Annotated in this window: 16 protein-coding genes; 9 read left to right on the top strand and 7 right to left on the bottom strand. The window is 55.0% G+C overall.

Annotated elements, in window-relative coordinates:
* Positions 1 to 8: 8 nt before the first annotated feature.
* Positions 9 to 1,178, bottom strand: coding sequence for an aspartate aminotransferase family protein (locus tag NeNHUV3_RS10775; RefSeq protein WP_391481369.1), 1,170 nt, complete (start codon positions 1,176 to 1,178; stop codon positions 9 to 11).
* Between the two features lie 508 nt (positions 1,179 to 1,686).
* Here NeNHUV3_RS10775 and NeNHUV3_RS10770 point away from each other — a divergent pair.
* A complete protein-coding gene (locus NeNHUV3_RS10770) occupies positions 1,687 to 2,526 on the top strand; it encodes a DMT family transporter (protein WP_391483244.1) in 840 nt (279 codons plus the stop codon).
* Here the strand turns inward: NeNHUV3_RS10770 and NeNHUV3_RS10765 are convergent.
* Entirely contained in the window at positions 2,516 to 3,331 is an 816-nt protein-coding gene (locus NeNHUV3_RS10765; protein WP_391481367.1) for an ABC transporter permease, read from the bottom strand. The genes NeNHUV3_RS10770 and NeNHUV3_RS10765 overlap by 11 nt on opposite strands.
* Positions 3,332 to 3,442: 111 nt before the next feature.
* Between NeNHUV3_RS10765 and NeNHUV3_RS10760 the strand changes: the two genes are divergently transcribed.
* Both NeNHUV3_RS10760 and rimO read left to right on the top strand, forming a co-directional pair.
* The gene (locus NeNHUV3_RS10760; protein ID WP_048599470.1) at positions 3,443 to 4,009 is read left to right on the top strand and encodes a GcrA family cell cycle regulator; all 567 of its coding nucleotides are present in this window, start codon (positions 3,443 to 3,445) and stop codon (positions 4,007 to 4,009) included.
* 117 nt (positions 4,010 to 4,126) lie between these two features.
* The gene (gene rimO / locus NeNHUV3_RS10755; protein WP_391481365.1) at positions 4,127 to 5,512 is read left to right on the top strand and encodes a 30S ribosomal protein S12 methylthiotransferase RimO; all 1,386 of its coding nucleotides are present in this window, start codon (positions 4,127 to 4,129) and stop codon (positions 5,510 to 5,512) included.
* Positions 5,513 to 5,524: 12 nt separating this feature from the next.
* On the opposite strand, the gene NeNHUV3_RS10750 is transcribed toward rimO, so the two are convergent.
* Positions 5,525 to 6,247, bottom strand: a complete 723-nt coding sequence (locus tag NeNHUV3_RS10750; RefSeq protein ID WP_391481363.1) for a M48 family metallopeptidase — start codon at positions 6,245 to 6,247, stop codon at positions 5,525 to 5,527.
* A gap of 119 nt (positions 6,248 to 6,366) precedes the next feature.
* Here NeNHUV3_RS10750 and NeNHUV3_RS10745 point away from each other — a divergent pair, with 119 nt between their 5' ends.
* From NeNHUV3_RS10745 to NeNHUV3_RS10735, 3 genes are read left to right on the top strand one after another with little or no spacing between them, the layout of a single operon-like run.
* On the top strand, positions 6,367 to 6,738 hold the full coding sequence (locus tag NeNHUV3_RS10745) for a thiol-disulfide oxidoreductase DCC family protein (protein WP_391481361.1): 372 nt from the start codon (positions 6,367 to 6,369) through the stop codon (positions 6,736 to 6,738).
* A gap of 53 nt (positions 6,739 to 6,791) precedes the next feature.
* Positions 6,792 to 7,370, top strand: coding sequence for a nitroreductase (locus NeNHUV3_RS10740; RefSeq protein WP_391481360.1), 579 nt, complete (start codon positions 6,792 to 6,794; stop codon positions 7,368 to 7,370).
* Positions 7,367 to 8,059: an EI24 domain-containing protein gene (locus NeNHUV3_RS10735; RefSeq protein WP_391481358.1), complete on the top strand. Its 693-nt coding sequence runs from the start codon at positions 7,367 to 7,369 to the stop codon at positions 8,057 to 8,059. Before NeNHUV3_RS10740 ends, NeNHUV3_RS10735 begins: the two co-directional genes overlap by 4 nt.
* Here NeNHUV3_RS10735 and NeNHUV3_RS10730 read toward each other — a convergent pair.
* Together NeNHUV3_RS10730 and mce are read right to left on the bottom strand one after the other, a co-directional pair.
* Positions 8,056 to 8,352, bottom strand: coding sequence for a DUF1467 family protein (locus NeNHUV3_RS10730; RefSeq protein WP_048599467.1), 297 nt, complete (start codon positions 8,350 to 8,352; stop codon positions 8,056 to 8,058). The genes NeNHUV3_RS10735 and NeNHUV3_RS10730 overlap by 4 nt on opposite strands.
* A 21-nt stretch (positions 8,353 to 8,373) precedes the next feature.
* Positions 8,374 to 8,778 carry a methylmalonyl-CoA epimerase gene (gene mce / locus NeNHUV3_RS10725; protein ID WP_391481356.1) on the bottom strand — a complete coding sequence of 135 codons (405 nt, stop codon included), beginning with the start codon at positions 8,776 to 8,778 and terminating at the stop codon, positions 8,374 to 8,376.
* A gap of 154 nt (positions 8,779 to 8,932) precedes the next feature.
* Between mce and NeNHUV3_RS10720 the strand changes: the two genes are divergently transcribed.
* Entirely contained in the window at positions 8,933 to 9,649 is a 717-nt protein-coding gene (locus NeNHUV3_RS10720) for a response regulator (RefSeq protein ID WP_391481354.1), read from the top strand.
* A gap of 122 nt (positions 9,650 to 9,771) precedes the next feature.
* On the top strand, positions 9,772 to 9,963 hold the full coding sequence (locus NeNHUV3_RS10715) for a hypothetical protein (protein ID WP_391481353.1): 192 nt from the start codon (positions 9,772 to 9,774) through the stop codon (positions 9,961 to 9,963).
* Between the two features lie 59 nt (positions 9,964 to 10,022).
* Here the strand turns inward: NeNHUV3_RS10715 and NeNHUV3_RS10710 are convergent, their stop codons facing one another.
* Together NeNHUV3_RS10710 and aspS are read right to left on the bottom strand one after the other, a co-directional pair.
* Positions 10,023 to 10,709: a GNAT family N-acetyltransferase gene (locus NeNHUV3_RS10710; protein ID WP_391481351.1), complete on the bottom strand. Its 687-nt coding sequence runs from the start codon at positions 10,707 to 10,709 to the stop codon at positions 10,023 to 10,025.
* The gene (gene aspS, locus NeNHUV3_RS10705) at positions 10,706 to 12,481 is read right to left on the bottom strand and encodes an aspartate--tRNA ligase (RefSeq protein WP_391481349.1); all 1,776 of its coding nucleotides are present in this window, start codon (positions 12,479 to 12,481) and stop codon (positions 10,706 to 10,708) included. Before aspS ends, NeNHUV3_RS10710 begins: the two co-directional genes overlap by 4 nt.
* Before the next feature lie 314 nt (positions 12,482 to 12,795).
* Between aspS and carB the strand changes: the two genes are divergently transcribed.
* A complete protein-coding gene (gene carB, locus NeNHUV3_RS10700; protein WP_391481348.1) occupies positions 12,796 to 16,032 on the top strand; it encodes a carbamoyl-phosphate synthase large subunit in 3,237 nt (1,078 codons plus the stop codon).
* Positions 16,033 to 16,057 lie beyond the last annotated feature (25 nt).

The raw sequence follows: 16,057 nt of genomic DNA, 5'->3' as shown, positions 1-16,057 counted from the left end.
AAAAGAAGCTAGGCCGACAGACTGGCCGCTACGCGATCAAGGCGTGCGACGGCATCCTTAAGCTCTGTGTCAGTTACGGTTAACGCCGGAAGAAGTCGCAATGTGTTGTCGCCTGCTGGCACCACCAAAAGCTCTTGGGCGTAGCTGGCGCTAAGCACATCACCAACAGGCAATCGACATTTAAGACCCGCCATGAGGCCTGCCCCACGCGCCAGTTCAAAAACAGCGCTATGTTTCGCCACAAGATCATCAAGCAAGCTCTTCAGAAGGGTACCTTTGCGCTCTACGTCATCAAGAAAGTCGCTTTGCGCGATAATATCCATCACAGCATTGCCGACCGCACACCCAAGCGGGTTGCCACCGTACGTGCTGCCGTGGGTTCCCGCACTCATGCCGCTTGCTGCATTTTCCGTCGCCAGCACACAGCCCAGCGGAAATCCGGAACCGATACCTTTTGCGACCATCATGATATCAGGTGAAATACCGGACCATTCATGCGCAAAAAGCTTACCAGTACGACCGACACCGCATTGGACTTCGTCCAAAATAAGCAACGTACCAGTGGCATCGCACAGGTCACGCAGGCCCTTTAGGCATTGTTCAGGGACCGGAATGATCCCGCCCTCACCCAAAACAGGCTCAACGATTACGGCACATGTCTTGTCTGTAATTGCCGCGCGTAAGCCGTCATGATCGCCAATGTCCAAGTGGGTAAATCCTGGCAAAAGAGGACCGAAGCCTTCGGTCATTTTTGCAGAACCTGCTGCCGCGATGCCAGCGCTTGAGCGGCCATGAAAAGAGCCGTTGAACGCAATGATTTCTGTCCGATCCTCACCACGGGCGTGAAAATACTTACGGGCCATTTTGACAGCCAGCTCACAGCTTTCGGTTCCTGAGTTCGTGAAGAAAACAGTGTCCGCGAATGTATGCGCAACAAGCTTATCGGCGAGGGTCTGCTGCCCCTCGATCTGATACAGGTTTGATGTGTGCCACAGGTTTTCAGCCTGATTACAAAGCGCTGAAACAACCGCTGGATGGCCGTGTCCCAAAGACATCACCGCAATACCCGCCGCCATATCCAAAAAGCGTCGGCCGTCAGCTTCCACTAACCAAGAGCCTTCACCTTTGACAAACGTCAAAGGGGCACGATTATAGGTGGGAAGAATAGACGGGATCATAGCATAGCGTCCTTTTGAATTATGCGAGTGCCAAGGGATGGGCTAAGCCCGCGAACCTGTCAAGTTAGACATGATTAATGCAGGCTATCCTACGCAGATCTGAGTAAAACTTAGGCAAACGATTTCTTAATCAATGGCATGCTATCGAGGCGCATGACGTATTTCATCGCGACCTTTGTTGGAATTTGTTTCGCCTTGTGGGTGCGCCGCCGCGGCATGATGCGCGCGGCCCTGCATCAAAGTGCCCCTTATGATCCGGACCCCCGTGAACTGCCTCGCTCTGCAGACCGGCCTGTAGCCACCGTGCGCGTGGGAAAAGGCACGGTTGGTCCCTCCGTTGCGACACCTCGTGCAAACAATCCGAGACAGCCAAACAAAAATGTGGACAGGTCTGGCAAAAAGCGACAAGCCCCATGGCATGACATCAAACACATCCCCAAGCGCAAATCAGGTCATCCCTCCCCCCCTTCCTGAGGTGAATGGCTCAAACTTGGTGGCTGTTGTTTTGATGATAACGGCCACGATGTTTATAGCGGCAACCACCGTGCTGGCCAAAGCGCTTGGAACAACTTCTCTTGGGGCACCACTGCACCCGGTACAAATTACCCATGGTCGTTTTGTGTTTGCATTCTTGGCACTTTGCATGACGTTGCCGGCATTTTGGCAGCACCTAAACACAAAGCCAAACATTGGACTTCACATTGGCCGGACCAGCCTTGGTGGCAGTGGGGTGTGCCTGATGTTTGCTGCTGTTGCCTATATCCCACTCTCGGACGCGACGGCCATTAGCTTCCTCAACCCAGTGTTTGGTATGGCTTTGGCCGCGTTACTACTGGGTGAAAAAGTTGGGCCATGGCGTTGGAGTGCGGCAGCAATCGCCCTTACCGGCGCGTTCATATTGTTACGCCCGGGACCGGATAGTTTTCAGCCAGCTGCACTTTTGGCGCTTGGGGCCGCGTTTTTTCTGGGTGTTGAATTGATTTTCATCAAACGGCTGTCGGGACGCGAGCCGATGTTTCAAATTCTGCTGACCAATAATTTTATCGGATGCATCGTAGCATCAGTTGCAGTCATCGCGTTTTGGCAGCCGCCAACAGTCCAGCAATGGATTGCGCTTGCAGCGCTTGGCGCACTTATGGCCTGCGCCCAGACATGTTTTGTGAACGCTATGAAGCGCGCAGAGGCCAGCTTCATTGTTGTGTTCAGCTACAGCACACTGGTTTTTGCAACCATTTACGACTTGGTAATTTTCGACGTCATGCCGGACGCAATCTCAATCCTAGGTGCCATCACAATTCTTACGGGCGCGCTTCTTTTGGCATGGCGCGAAGGCCGGGCTAAGCTTTGATCCGGTAGCCCGTACGAAACCACCACCAACAGACACCTAAAATAAGGGCAGTCGTTGCCAAACATACGCCAAGACCAAGCCAAGGGGAGCTGTCAGAAATACCCAACACACCGTATCTGACACCATCGATTAGGTAGAAAAACGGATTTGCGTGGCTTAACACATACATCACCCGTGGCAGGTCACTGACCGAATAGAAAGTACCGGACAAGAACGCCAACGGCGTCACAATGAAATTGGTGATCGCTGCCATTTGATCAAATTTGTTGGCGAAAGTACCGGCGATAATGCCAAGACCGCCCATCAAAGCACCGCCCAGCACAACGAACATCAAAGCCCAAAGCGGGTGCGCAGGCCACACGCCAAAATACCCAAGACCCACAATAGCAATGCAAACCGCTACGATCAGCCCGCGCACGACCGCACCAGCCACATACCCCAACACCATCTCTGCCGCAGACAGTGGCGGCATCAAGGTATCAACAATATTTCCCTGAACTTTCGCCACCAAGATTGAACTTGATGTATTTGCAAATGCATTTTGGATCACGGTCATCATCAAAACACCCGGCGTGATAAACACCATGAAGGGCATTCCCATCACGTCCCCGCGCCGTGGCCCCACCGCCAAGTTGAACACCAATAAAAACAGGCCTGCCGTGATCATTGGGGCCATCAAAGTCTGGGTCCAAACGTTCAAAAAGCGCCGAATTTCGCGTTCAGCCAACGTGCGCGTACCGAGCCAATTGACCCGTCCAAAACGGCGTGCGCCCATCTGCCCTAAACTCAGGTTGCGATCAGTCATTGAAAAGGCACCTTGGTTGGTTGTATCTGCTGGTCTGCCTGACTAGAATAGTGCTGTGGCAGAGAACTCAAGCCCCTCCCTAACGGGCTCTAACATAAAGTGGAACATTGAATGTCCTGGACCGATGAACGCGTCGAAATCCTGAAGAAAATGTGGGGCGAGGGACAATCGGCCAGCCAAATCGCAAAAGAGCTTGGCGGCGTGACCCGTAACGCTGTTATTGGCAAGGTGCACCGCCTTGGCCTGTCAAATCGTGCAGGGAGTGCAGGTGCGAAAGCCGCCGCAAAAGAAAAAGCGCCCAAAGCGGAGGCCAAGAAACCCGCGCCGGCGCCCGCAGCGAAACCACAACCAAAGACCGAGAGTGCTGCACCGCCCCCGCAGCCCAAAGTTGCTGGTCGCCGTGCAATTATTCCCGCAGGTCAGCCCTTACCACCTCAGCCGTCCGCGAATGAGATTAGCCCAGAGGCTCTCGCCAAGGTCAACGAAATCGAGAAAAAATCCAAGAAGATTGGCTTGATGGAATTGACCGAACGCACGTGCAAGTGGCCGGTTGGTGACCCTGCGACCGAAGATTTCTGGTTCTGCGGACTTCCCGTGAAAGCCGGCAAGCCCTACTGCGAGGCGCACGTCGGCGTAGCATTTCAACCCATGTCATCGCGCCGCGATCGCCGTCGGTAATATAATGTGCCCCGTGGCACATGCCTCCGGCGGGGATATTTTTGAACAAAAGAACACGAAAGACCAAAGGGCGGCGCGTTTCACAAGGACGCGCCTCTTTTTATGAAAGAGCGTCAAATGGCTGAGAACCCTCCAAACATTCGTCCCGATCTGGCGCCACAAGCGCGCTTTGGTGAGCAACCACGCAGTGGCCAGCCTACCCTTGGAATGGTGTCTCTTGGCTGTCCGAAAGCGCTGGTTGATAGTGAACGGATCCTTACTCGCCTGCGTGCAGAAGGTTATGCCATCAGTCCTGATTATACCGGTGCGGATGCTGTCATTGTGAACACCTGTGGTTTTCTAGACAGCGCCAAGGCCGAAAGCCTTGATGCCATCGGCGAGGCATTGGTTGAAAACGGTAAGGTGATTGTCACCGGCTGTTTGGGCGCGGAGCCCGATTATATCCGCGAACATCACCCCAATATTTTAGCCGTCACTGGCCCCCATCAGTATGAACAGGTTCTGGACGCAGTTCATGCGGCTGTGCCACCCGCGCCTGATCCCTTCATTGATCTGCTGCCCGCGACCGGCGTCAGCCTGACACCGCGCCACTACAGCTACCTGAAAATTTCCGAAGGCTGTAACCACAAGTGTAAGTTCTGCATCATCCCTGACATGCGCGGTCGCCTTGTAAGCCGCCCTGCCCATGCGGTGATCCGTGAGGCCGAAAAGCTGGTCGATGCAGGAGTACGTGAACTACTGGTCATTAGTCAGGACACATCGGCCTACGGCGTTGACATAAAACATTCCGAAGATCGCGGTCACCGCGCGCATATCACTGATTTAGCCCGTGATTTGGGAACACTTGGCGCGTGGATCCGTCTGCATTATGTCTATCCGTACCCACACGTGCGCGACATGATCCCCTTGATGGCGGACCCTACAAGTGGTGTTCTGCCCTATCTTGATATTCCGTTTCAGCATGCGCACCCTGATGTTCTAAAACGCATGGCGCGTCCCGCTGCGGCCTCAAAAACCTTAGACGAAATCGCAGCTTGGCGGGCGACCTGCCCCGACATCACGCTGCGCTCTACGTTTATTGTGGGCTATCCGGGCGAGACCGAGGCCGAGTTCCAGACGTTGCTCGATTGGCTTGATGAAGCACAGCTCGATCGTGTCGGATGTTTTCAATATGAAAACGTGGACGGTGCGCGATCAAACGCGTTGCCAGACCATGTGCCGGCAGAAGTTAAACAAGACCGCTGGAACCGTTTCATGGAAAAAGCCCAAGCCATTTCCGCCCAAAAGCTTGCCGCAAAAGTGGGGCACACAATGGATGTGATCATTGATGACATCGATGAGGACGGCGTGGCCACATGCCGGACCAAAGCCGATGCCCCCGAGATTGATGGCAACCTTTTCATCGACGAAAACACCAGCGACCTACAAGTTGGCGAAATCGTATCCGTGACCGTGGATGAGGCGTCTGAGTACGACCTTTGGGGTGCTGTGAACACACGCTAAGTCAGCCACACCTTACAGTTTAGCGGCGGTATCACGCACGGCCTTAACACGGTCCGCGTTCGGCGGGTGCGTTCCCAAAAAGCGGTCCCCCGGGTCAGGAATGCGCGTGAAAAACTTAGAGCCAAGCACAGGGTCATACCCCGCACGTGCAGTGATCGCTGTGCCCAGACGGTCTGCTTCCAACTCAAAATCTTTGGAATAGCTGCGCGCGCCCACAGCCGCCCCAAGTTCCTGAGCCGTTTGAACACCAATGGCACCCGCGCCCGTCAGGGTAGCCAAGTTACCCAAAAGCACCGCTCCCGCGATGGCATTGGTGCGCTGTCGTACCAGATGGTTTTTGATGTGATGCGCCGCTTCATGCCCCAAGACAAAGGCAATCTCATCATCATTATGGGCACGGGCCAACAGGGACGCCGTAAACACAATGACAGGTCTGCCTGAGCGCTCAAGAGTTTGAAACGCATTCGGCGGCTTGCGCGGATTGTCATCAAGCAGGATTTTGAAATCGCAATTCAGTCCCTTGGTGGAACGCGCGCACATCCGTTCTGCAACAGGTTCAACCCGCGCTACCGCGCGCGCAAACGCTTGTGTGCCCGCGCGCAACCCAAGGGCTGAGCCATCATTGCTTTGAGCAGTTTGCGCAGGAATACCTTCGGAAGTGGGCTTACTACTATCTACCCCAGACGGTTGGCACGCAGCCAAAAACATAAGTGCAAAAACCAACCAAACACGCATACTCAAACGTCCTTTACGTCCCAAAACTGTCCCGCCCATTATCAGCAGCGCCACAAAAAGAGCCAGCCCCTTTCGCCGCACCCCCTGTCAAAACCAAAAGCCAAGACTACCTACGAAATATGGAAAAGACAGAGATCATATACAACGGCTCGTGCCCAATTTGCTCGCGCGAGGTCAACGGATACGCCCGCTATGCGCAAGCTAAGGCCCTGCCGCTGACATTCACGGACCTGACGGCGACGGACCTTGATGCCCTTGGCTTGACACCTGATGAAGCGGCCAAGCGCCTTCATGTGCTGCATGAGGGAAAACTTGTGGCCGGTGTGGATGCCTTTGTTATTTTGTGGGGGGAAATGCCGCGTTTCCGCTGGCTTGCACGTTTGGTGGCCCTGCCCGTCATCCACCCAATAGCAGTTTTTGTCTATGATCGGATACTCGCACCACTGCTGTTCGGCATGCACAAAAGGCGCCAAGCGCGCGCTGCATCTTGAACCTACGCGCGCAAACCGCAACATAGGGGCGAAGGCGCTATAAAGGATCCGTCATGCCCGCACCGAACACCGCCGCTTTGGCTTTTTTGCAATCGCGCCGCTCACGTCCAGCAAAGACCCTTACCACTCCGGTTCCCGGCGACGATAATCTGCGCGCCCTTTTGACCATCGCTGCGCGCACGCCCGATCATGGCAAGCTTGAGCCGTGGCGCTTTATCGTGTTGCAGCGGCCCGCATTGCTGCGCCTCGCGGCCGAGGTTGAAAAATTTGTAAGCGCGCGCACCGATGACACCGCCATCATTGCCAAACAAACCGCGCAATATGCAAATGCGCATCTTGCAGTAGCTGTTGTTGAAAGCCCCAAACCATCCCCAAAAATTCCGCCTCTGGAGCAAACCTATTCAGCGGGTGCTGTTTGTCTGGCGCTGCTCAATGGTGCGCTTGCATCTGGCTGGGGGGCAAACTGGCTGTCGGGGCCGGCCAGTCATGACGCAGAGTTTACGCAGACACATCTGGGGCTTGCACCACACGAGCGCATCGCGGGGTTGATCCATTTGGGCACAGAAACCAATCCACCACCCGAACGCCCGCGTCCCGACGTGGACAGCATAACCACTTGGGTCGCATCGTGATCCTTCAGGCGGTGCTACTTGCTGCGGCGCAATTCTCTGATCCTGCTTTTTGGAGCGTTGCTGCCAAAGCGATTGCTCTCACGATTGTGACACTCATTGGCCTTGGGGCGGCTGTGATCTGGGGCATCGGCTGGCTGCTACCTGATCAGATCAACCTTCCGTGGATCGGCACGGTTACGTGGGTGGAAAACGCCATTAGCTGGGCAGCGGTCCCATTGATGGCGGTCCTGTCAGTGTTTCTGATGGTGCCTGTTGCATCCGCAGTGACAGGGCTTTTTCTTGAGGATGTTGCCGATGCTGTTGAGGCCCGCCACTTCCCACATTTACCCCCTGCGACAGCCCTCGGGATTGCACAAACACTGCGGGACTCGCTTGGGTTTTTAACCGTGATGGCAGGCGCTAATCTTCTGGCCTTAGTGCTATATCTGATCTTTTTGCCCTTCGCACCGCTAATCTTTTGGGGACTAAACGGCTTTTTACTGGGGCGGGAATATTTCCAACTTGTGGCCGCGCGGCGTGTCGGTCTCAAAGAAGCAAAGCAACTGCGGCGCAAACATGCGCTTAGAATTTGGCTGGCAGGCGGTGTGATGGCCGTTGTCTTATCCGTGCCAATGTTGAACTTACTGGTCCCAATTCTGGGCGCAGCGACCTTTACAAACCTTTTTCACACCCTGCAAAGCCGCGCTTAGCCCGCCGCTTGTGGCAAGCCGGATCCGGGCCCCATACGGTTGAACATATCGATGCTTTCAACTGTCAAAAGACCCGACACCAACGTGCTCGCAATGACAATCCACAGGCCAATCGCCCAATAAGTCGTGATCTTGGCTTTCCGTTTAATCTGCGCATCCGCCGGCGAAGAGGCATGTGTGCCAGGCACGATTTCGCCTGTGTCGCCTTGGGTAACCATGCGCAAAGGCAGCACGCAAAAAAATACCATGAACCAGATCACGGCAAACAAAACGATAGCAGAGGTGATGGACATGGGCAGGCCTTTCTAAATCACTTAGACTTGTTCTAGCTCGACAAGGCAGCCGTTAAAGTCTTTGGGGTGCAAAAACAAAACCGGCTTTCCGTGTGCGCCAATTTTCGGCTCACCTGTGCCCAGAACACGCATGCCATCTGCTTTTAGTCTGTCACGGGCGACCAAGATATCGTCGACTTCATAACACATGTGATGGATGCCCCCGACGGGATTTTTGTCCAAAAACCCTCTGATCGGACTATCTTCGCCCAAGGGATACAGCAACTCCACTTTGGTGTTCGGCAGCTCGATGAACACAACAGTCACCCCGTGATCCGGCTCATCCTGCGGCGCGCCTACATTGGCGCCAAGCGTATTGCGGTATTGATCGCACGCAGCCCCAAGGTCAGGAACGGCGATGGCGATATGGTTCAGGCGGCCAATCATAGTGGGGTCTCCAGTCAGTATTTGGCCTGTTTATGGGCGGATGAGCCGCCAGAAACAAGTCATCACAAGCGCGGCACATTAACCCGCTGTTAGGCATGCGCCCGTATTTCTGAAGGCGTAAATCGTTCAACAGTAACCGCAGCGGAGCACTGCCATGCCCAGCCTTGATGACTATCTCACCACCCCCAAAGCCACCAACGACCGCCCTCTTCTGGGGCAAACCATTCTTGTTGTCGAAGACAGCCGCTACGCCTGTGAGGCCCTTCGGTTGATGTGCCTGCGTTCAGGCGCGCGCATCAGGATGGCGGATTGCCTGACTTCAGCGCGCCGCCATCTTAAAGTTTACAGACCATCGGTGATCGTCATTGATATCGGCCTTCCCGATGGAAGCGGTGCCGACCTGCTTGAAGATCTGGCGAATGCGAGCCCACGCGTGGATGTCATTTTGGGCACCAGCGGTGATCCAAACGGCCAAGATATGGCTCTGGCAGCGGGTGCGGATGGCTTTTTGGAAAAACCGCTGACCAGTCTTGCAGCCTTTCAAGACGCGGTGCTCAGCCACTTGCCCGATGACAGGCGCCCCTCTGGTCCGCGCAGTGTAAATGATGAAATTATCGTACCCGACAGGATTGCTTACCAGAATGATATGGCGCACATCGCTGATGTACTTGGTGCTGAGACGGACGCGCGTGTGCTCGACTACATCACACAATTCACCGGAGGCGTGGCACGCACGGCCTCGGACCGCGAGCTTAGCATTGCTGTGGATAATTTGATCGACGCACGTACCGAGGGTCACCACCTCCCAAACGCGATCGCGGCTCTTTCGGGACTTGTCCAAGACCGCCTCAACGCGCGCGCCGTAATTTAGCGCGGCAAAAAGATGTAACTGAAACGTAAATTCATCTTATCGGCACGAGGACACCAAACACCTGCCACATTTACGCAGCAAACGTATCAGCATGATGGTTGTTTAATTGTGGGGTGTTCAAGATGGAAAGACTGGCACAAAAGTTGTGGGCAAACGCAGATACGCGCTCAAAGGGGACTGTGGATTGGATCGTGTTAACCACGGGCGCCACATTCTTGGCCGTTGGCATCCTTGCCTCACTTATTGGCGCGTCCACAGATTTCGCCCGTGACACCGTGATCGAGACAGACCCAAGCTTTACCCAGCCAATTTAGCAAAAAGCCACACAACATTCGGGCGTGCCTTTGCGGGTTAGGTCCAGCCAGAATAATTTCTAAAGAGCAGGATCTCGGCTTACCAAAACTGGCGCGGTCAGGTCGCGTAACGGTTTAATCTGATGACCGTCCGCATCAAAGTTGTCCGCATTAAGCCAAGTCTCGAATGCATCGCGCAACTGTGGCCATTCACCGTCAATCATCGCGTACCAAACCGTATCGCGGTTGCGGCCTTTGACGACAACTGCTTGGCGGAAAATGCCTTCATAGGAAAAGCCAAACCTTTCCGCAGCGCGGCGTGATCCGAGGTTGCGGCTGTTGCACTTCCATTCAAACCGGCGATAGCCAGCCTCAAACGCCCATTTGATCAACAGATACACTGCTTCTGTCGCTTCACGGGTGCGTTGCAATCTTGGCGCAAACGTCACCCAACCGACTTCGGCAACGCCGTTCTTGGGATCGATACGCATCAATGACAAAGTACCGCCAAGACGCCCATCTTCCATACGCACAGCAAAATGCAGCGGGTCATTAGTGATACGGGCGGCATCAAGCCACGCCCGATACTGGCTTCCTGCGAAGGGCCCAGTAGGCAACCAGTCCCACATCTTACCGCCAATGTCTTCGGAGAAGGCAGCAATCAAGCCGTCTTCATGATCGGTAGATAAAGGCTCAAGCGTAACGTAGCGCCCACGCAATTCTACCCGTTCAGGCAGAGCAACAGGGCGCCACGCGTCTAGGCTCATTCGGGATCAATCACACGCAGCGACAACTCGCGCAGCTGTTCGTTCATCGGATCGTTCGGCGCGCCCATCATCAGATCTTCGGCGCGTTGGTTCATCGGGAACATGATCACTTCACGAATGTTTGCCTCATCCGCCAAAAGCATCACAATCCGGTCGATACCCGCCGCACATCCACCGTGGGGAGGCGCGCCGTATTGGAACGCGTTAACCATGCCACCAAAACGTTTTTCGACTTCGTCTTTGCCGTAACCCGCAATCTCGAACGCTTTGAACATAATCTCTGGGCGGTGATTCCGGATCGCACCGGACACCAACTCATAGCCGTTACAGGCCAAGTCATATTGGTAGCCCAGCACATCTTCGGGATTGCCATCCAGTGCATCCATGCCGCCTTGGGGCATTGAGAACGGGTTGTGCTCAAAATCGATTTTGCCAGTTTCCTCATCACGCTCATAGATCGGGAAATCCACGATCCAAGCGAACGCAAAACGGTTCAGGTCGGTCAGGCCAAGCTCGTTGCCAATTTCAACGCGCGCTTTGCCAGCCACGCCTTCAAACGCCTTCGGCTTACCGCCCAAGAAGAATGCAGCATCGCCAACGCCAAGACCCAGTTGCTGACGAATTGCTTCTGTGCGCTCGGGACCGATGTTTTTGGCAAGCGGACCCGCGGCCTCCATGCCCTCGCCTTGGTCGCGCCAGAAGATGTAGCCCATCCCAGGCAGACCTTCTTTTTGCGCAAAGGCATTCATACGGTCACAGAACTTACGTGATCCACCTTTTGGCGCAGGGATCGCGCGAATTTCAGTGCCTTCTTGCTCAAGCAATTTGGCGAAAATAGCAAAACCTGATCCACGGAAATGATCGGACACAACCTGCATTTTAATCGGGTTACGCAAGTCAGGCTTGTCGGTGCCGTACCAAAGGGCTGCATCTTTATATGAAATCTGCGGCCACTCCTGATCAACAGCGCGTCCACCACCGAACTCCTCAAAAACACCTGTTAGGACTGGTTGGATCGTATCAAAGACGTCCTGCTGCTCAACAAACGACATCTCAAGGTCAAGCTGGTAGAAATCAGTAGGCGAGCGGTCCGCACGGGGATCTTCGTCGCGGAAACACGGCGCGATCTGGAAATATTTATCATAGCCGGACACCATGATCAGCTGTTTGAACTGCTGTGGCGCTTGGGGCAGCGCATAGAATTTACCCGGGTGCAGACGTGAGGGCACCAAGAAATCACGGGCGCCCTCTGGGCTTGAGGCTGTGATGATCGGCGTTTGATATTCGCGGAAGTTTAAGTCCCACATCCGCTTGCGCATGGATGCCACCACGTCTGAGCGCATCGCCATGTTACGCTGCAATTTTTCGCGGCGCAGATCGAGGTAGCGGTACTTCAGGCGGGTTTCTTCGGGGTATTCCTGCTCACCGAACACCATCAAGGGCAGTTCAGCAGACGCGCCCAGCACTTCGATGTCACGAATGAACACCTCAATTTCACCAGTTGGGATCTTGGGGTTCACAAGGCTTTCGTCCCGCGCCATGACATTGCCATCAATGCGGATACACCATTCGCTGCGGACTTTCTCAATCTCGGAAAATACGGGGCTGTCGGGATCGGCCATGACTTGCGTGATGCCGTAGTGGTCGCGCAAATCGATGAACAACAACCCGCCGTGATCACGCACGCGGTGCACCCAACCGGACAGGCGAACGGTCTCGCCCACGTTTGATTTGTTTAGATCGGCGCAAGTGTGGCTGCGGTAGGCGTGCATAATCGGCTCTTTCCCATGAATATCAGGTCTGACGCGATACACCGCGCCTACCCCGTAAAGTCAAGGGAAAGCGCCCAATTCCAACGCCAATCTCCCATAATTACCCGCATTTAGCCCCATTGCAGGACCATGACGCCCCAAACAGGCCTATCGCGCGGATGCCGCATGCAAACCAGCCGCAAAAGGCACAAGGAAAATGCGCGCGTGCACGCGGTGCTGCATTGTTTTATAGATCAGCGTGCCAATCCCCTTGCACCGCGCCGCGCGATGCCTATAACGCACGACAATTTGCAATCACAACCGAGGGCACTGCCATGCCAAAGCGCACTGATATCAAGTCAATCATGATCATCGGAGCGGGGCCTATTGTGATTGGCCAAGCTTGTGAGTTCGACTACTCTGGCGCCCAAGCCTGTAAGGCACTGCGCGAAGAAGGGTACCGGGTTATCTTGGTTAACTCGAACCCTGCCACCATCATGACAGACCCCGGCCTTGCCGATGCAACCTACATCGAGCCGATCACCCCAGAGGTCGTTTCCAAGATCATCGAGAAAGAGCGCCCCGACGCGCTGTTGCCCACAATGGGCGGTCAAACGGGCCTGAATACCTCGCTGGCTCTTGATGACATGGGCGTGCTTGAGAAATTCAACGTTGAGCTGATCGGCGCCAAACGCGAAGCCATCGAAATGGCCGAAGACCGTAAGCTGTTCCGTGAGGCGATGGACCGCCTGAACATCGAAAACCCGCGCGCCACAATCGCCAACACAATGGACGAATGTATGGCCGCCCTCGAAGATATCGGCCTGCCCGCGATTATCCGCCCTGCTTTCACGATGGGCGGCACCGGCGGCGGCGTTGCGTATAACCGCGATGACTATGAACACTTCTGCAAAACCGGCCTTGATGCATCGCCCGTCAATCAAATCCTGATTGATGAATCACTTTTGGGCTGGAAAGAGTTCGAGATGGAAGTTGTGCGCGACACAGCAGACAACGCCATCATCGTGTGCTCAATCGAGAATATTGATCCGATGGGCGTGCACACAGGCGACAGTATCACGGTTGCTCCTGCGCTGACCCTGACGGACAAAGAATACCAACTGATGCGCACACACAGCATCAACGTTTTGCGCGAAATTGGCGTTGAAACAGGTGGGTCAAACGTACAATGGGCGGTGAACCCCAAAGACGGCCGCATGGTTGTCATTGAGATGAACCCGCGTGTGTCACGCTCTTCCGCGCTGGCCTCCAAGGCGACCGGTTTCCCGATTGCAAAAATTGCCGCCAAACTGGCCGTGGGCTACACGCTTGATGAGTTGGACAACGACATCACTCGCGTCACACCCGCCAGCTTTGAACCCACAATCGACTATGTGGTCACCAAGATTCCAAAGTTTGCCTTTGAGAAATTCCCCGGCTCTGAGCCTTATTTGACCACCGCGATGAAATCCGTGGGCGAGGCGATGGCCATTGGCCGGACCATCCACGAATCGATGCAGAAAGCGTTGGCCTCGATGGAATCGGGTCTGACTGGCTTTGACGAGATCAAAATCGAAGGCGCGCCTGAGAAATCAGCAGTGGTAAAAGCGCTGGCAAAACAAACACCGGACCGGATCCGCGTAATTGCCCAAGCCATGCGCGAAGGTCTCAGCGACGACGAAATTCACGCAGCAACTGCGTTCGACCCTTGGTTCCTTGCGCGTATCCGCGAAATCATCGACGCCGAGGCAGACATTCGCAAGAACGGTCTACCCACCAACGAACACGCCCTGCGCAAAATCAAAATGCTGGGCTTTACAGATGCGCGTCTTGCCACTCTGACGGGCCGGGACGAAGACAACGTACGCCGCGCCCGCCAGAACCTTGGCGTGGTCGCACAGTTCAAGCGTATCGATACCTGTGCTGCCGAATTTGAGGCGCAAACGCCTTACATGTACTCCACTTACGAAGCGCCCATCATGGGTACGCCCGAATGTGAGGCGCGCCCATCCGAGCGTAAGAAAGTTGTCATTCTGGGTGGTGGTCCAAACCGGATCGGCCAAGGCATTGAGTTTGATTACTGCTGTTGCCACGCGTGCTACGCGCTGACCGACGCGGGCTATGAAACCATCATGATCAACTGCAACCCCGAGACTGTCTCAACGGATTATGACACGTCGGATCGCCTCTATTTTGAGCCGCTGACATTTGAACATGTCATGGAAATCCTGCGCGTTGAGCAAGAGAACGGCACCCTGCACGGTGTGATCGTTCAATTCGGCGGACAGACCCCGCTGAAGCTTGCAAATGGTCTTGAAGCCGCTGGTATCCCGATCCTCGGTACATCCCCCGACGCGATTGATCTGGCAGAAGATCGTGAGCGTTTCCAAGCCCTTGTTGAGCGTCTTGAGCTGAAGCAACCCAAGAATGGCATTGCACATTCTGACGCTGAAGCCATGTCGATCGCCCAAGACGTTGGCTATCCGTTGGTGATCCGCCCGTCTTATGTTTTGGGTGGCCGCGCGATGGAAATCGTTCGCGACGACGCACACTTGACCCGCTACATTAACGAGGCCGTCGTGGTCTCTGGCGACAGCCCAGTGCTGCTGGACAGCTACTTGTCCGGTGCCGTTGAGATCGACGTTGACGCGCTAAGCGACGGCACAGATGTGCACGTCGCAGGCATCATGCAGCACATCGAAGAAGCCGGCGTACACTCAGGTGACAGTGCCTGTTCGCTGCCACCCTACTCACTGACTGCTGATACGATCAAAGAGCTGCGCCGCCAGACAGAAGCGCTTGCGCGGGGCCTCAACGTTGTCGGTCTGATGAACATCCAGTTCGCGGTGAAAGACGGTGACATCTACCTGATCGAGGTAAACCCACGCGCCTCACGGACAGTGCCATTTGTGGCCAAAGCTGTGAACAGCCCAATCGCCTCAATCGCCGCGCAAATCATGGCCGGTGCAAAGCTGGCAGACTTCGATCTGGTTGATCCTGAAATCGACACCTACGCGGTCAAAGAAGCAGTGCTTCCGTTTGCACGCTTCCCCGGTGTGGACACGATTCTTGGGCCAGAAATGCGCTCTACAGGCGAGGTGATGGGGTCTGACAAAGACTTCCACATGGCCTTCCTCAAAGCGCAAATGGGCGCTGGCACCGAGCTTCCACAAGGCGGTGAAGGCAAAGTGTTCTTCTCAATCAAAGACAGCGACAAAACGCCTGCAATGATAGAAGCCGCCACTGTGCTTCTTGAGTTGGGGCACACGTTGATGGCCACCAGCGGTACTGCGAAATTCCTGACAGACGCAGGCCTTAGCGTGGAGTTGGTCAACAAAGTCTATGAGGGCCGCCCGAACGTGGTGGACCAACTGAAAGACGGCGCAATCAGCTTGGTTCTCAATACGACAGAAGGGGCGCAAGCCATTGAGGACAGTCGTGAAATTCGCAAAGTCGCTCTTTATGACAAGATCCCCTACTTCACGACAGCCGCCGCATCACACGCTGCTGCCCTTGCCATGCGCGCACGCGCGGGTGGTGAAATCGAAGTGAAAGCGCTGCAAGAAAGCTAAGCCTTCAATCAGCGCTAATGTACGA

The organism is Nereida sp. NH-UV-3, assembly GCF_042939535.1.
Lineage (GTDB): Bacteria > Pseudomonadota > Alphaproteobacteria > Rhodobacterales > Rhodobacteraceae > Nereida > Nereida ignava.
The sequence above is the reverse complement of the archived record's forward strand: the minus strand, read 5'-3'. Positions and strand labels throughout refer to the sequence as shown.

Excerpts from the sequence above, each read along its gene's own strand:
- NeNHUV3_RS10775 (WP_391481369.1), bottom strand. The coding sequence starts at position 1,178 with ATGATCCCGTCTATTCTTCCCACCTATAATCGTGCCCCTTTGACGTTT.
- NeNHUV3_RS10770 (WP_391483244.1), top strand. The coding sequence starts at position 1,687 with ATGATAACGGCCACGATGTTTATAGCGGCAACCACCGTGCTGGCCAAA.
- NeNHUV3_RS10765 (WP_391481367.1), bottom strand. The coding sequence starts at position 3,331 with ATGACTGATCGCAACCTGAGTTTAGGGCAGATGGGCGCACGCCGTTTT.
- NeNHUV3_RS10760 (WP_048599470.1), top strand. The coding sequence starts at position 3,443 with ATGTCCTGGACCGATGAACGCGTCGAAATCCTGAAGAAAATGTGGGGC.
- rimO (WP_391481365.1), top strand. The coding sequence starts at position 4,127 with ATGGCTGAGAACCCTCCAAACATTCGTCCCGATCTGGCGCCACAAGCG.
- NeNHUV3_RS10750 (WP_391481363.1), bottom strand. The coding sequence starts at position 6,247 with ATGCGTGTTTGGTTGGTTTTTGCACTTATGTTTTTGGCTGCGTGCCAA.
- NeNHUV3_RS10745 (WP_391481361.1), top strand. The coding sequence starts at position 6,367 with ATGGAAAAGACAGAGATCATATACAACGGCTCGTGCCCAATTTGCTCG.
- NeNHUV3_RS10740 (WP_391481360.1), top strand. The coding sequence starts at position 6,792 with ATGCCCGCACCGAACACCGCCGCTTTGGCTTTTTTGCAATCGCGCCGC.
- NeNHUV3_RS10730 (WP_048599467.1), bottom strand. The coding sequence starts at position 8,352 with ATGTCCATCACCTCTGCTATCGTTTTGTTTGCCGTGATCTGGTTCATG.
- mce (WP_391481356.1), bottom strand. The coding sequence starts at position 8,778 with ATGATTGGCCGCCTGAACCATATCGCCATCGCCGTTCCTGACCTTGGG.
- NeNHUV3_RS10720 (WP_391481354.1), top strand. The coding sequence starts at position 8,933 with ATGCCCAGCCTTGATGACTATCTCACCACCCCCAAAGCCACCAACGAC.
- NeNHUV3_RS10715 (WP_391481353.1), top strand. The coding sequence starts at position 9,772 with ATGGAAAGACTGGCACAAAAGTTGTGGGCAAACGCAGATACGCGCTCA.
- NeNHUV3_RS10710 (WP_391481351.1), bottom strand. The coding sequence starts at position 10,709 with ATGAGCCTAGACGCGTGGCGCCCTGTTGCTCTGCCTGAACGGGTAGAA.
- aspS (WP_391481349.1), bottom strand. The coding sequence starts at position 12,481 with ATGCACGCCTACCGCAGCCACACTTGCGCCGATCTAAACAAATCAAAC.
- carB (WP_391481348.1), top strand. The coding sequence starts at position 12,796 with ATGCCAAAGCGCACTGATATCAAGTCAATCATGATCATCGGAGCGGGG.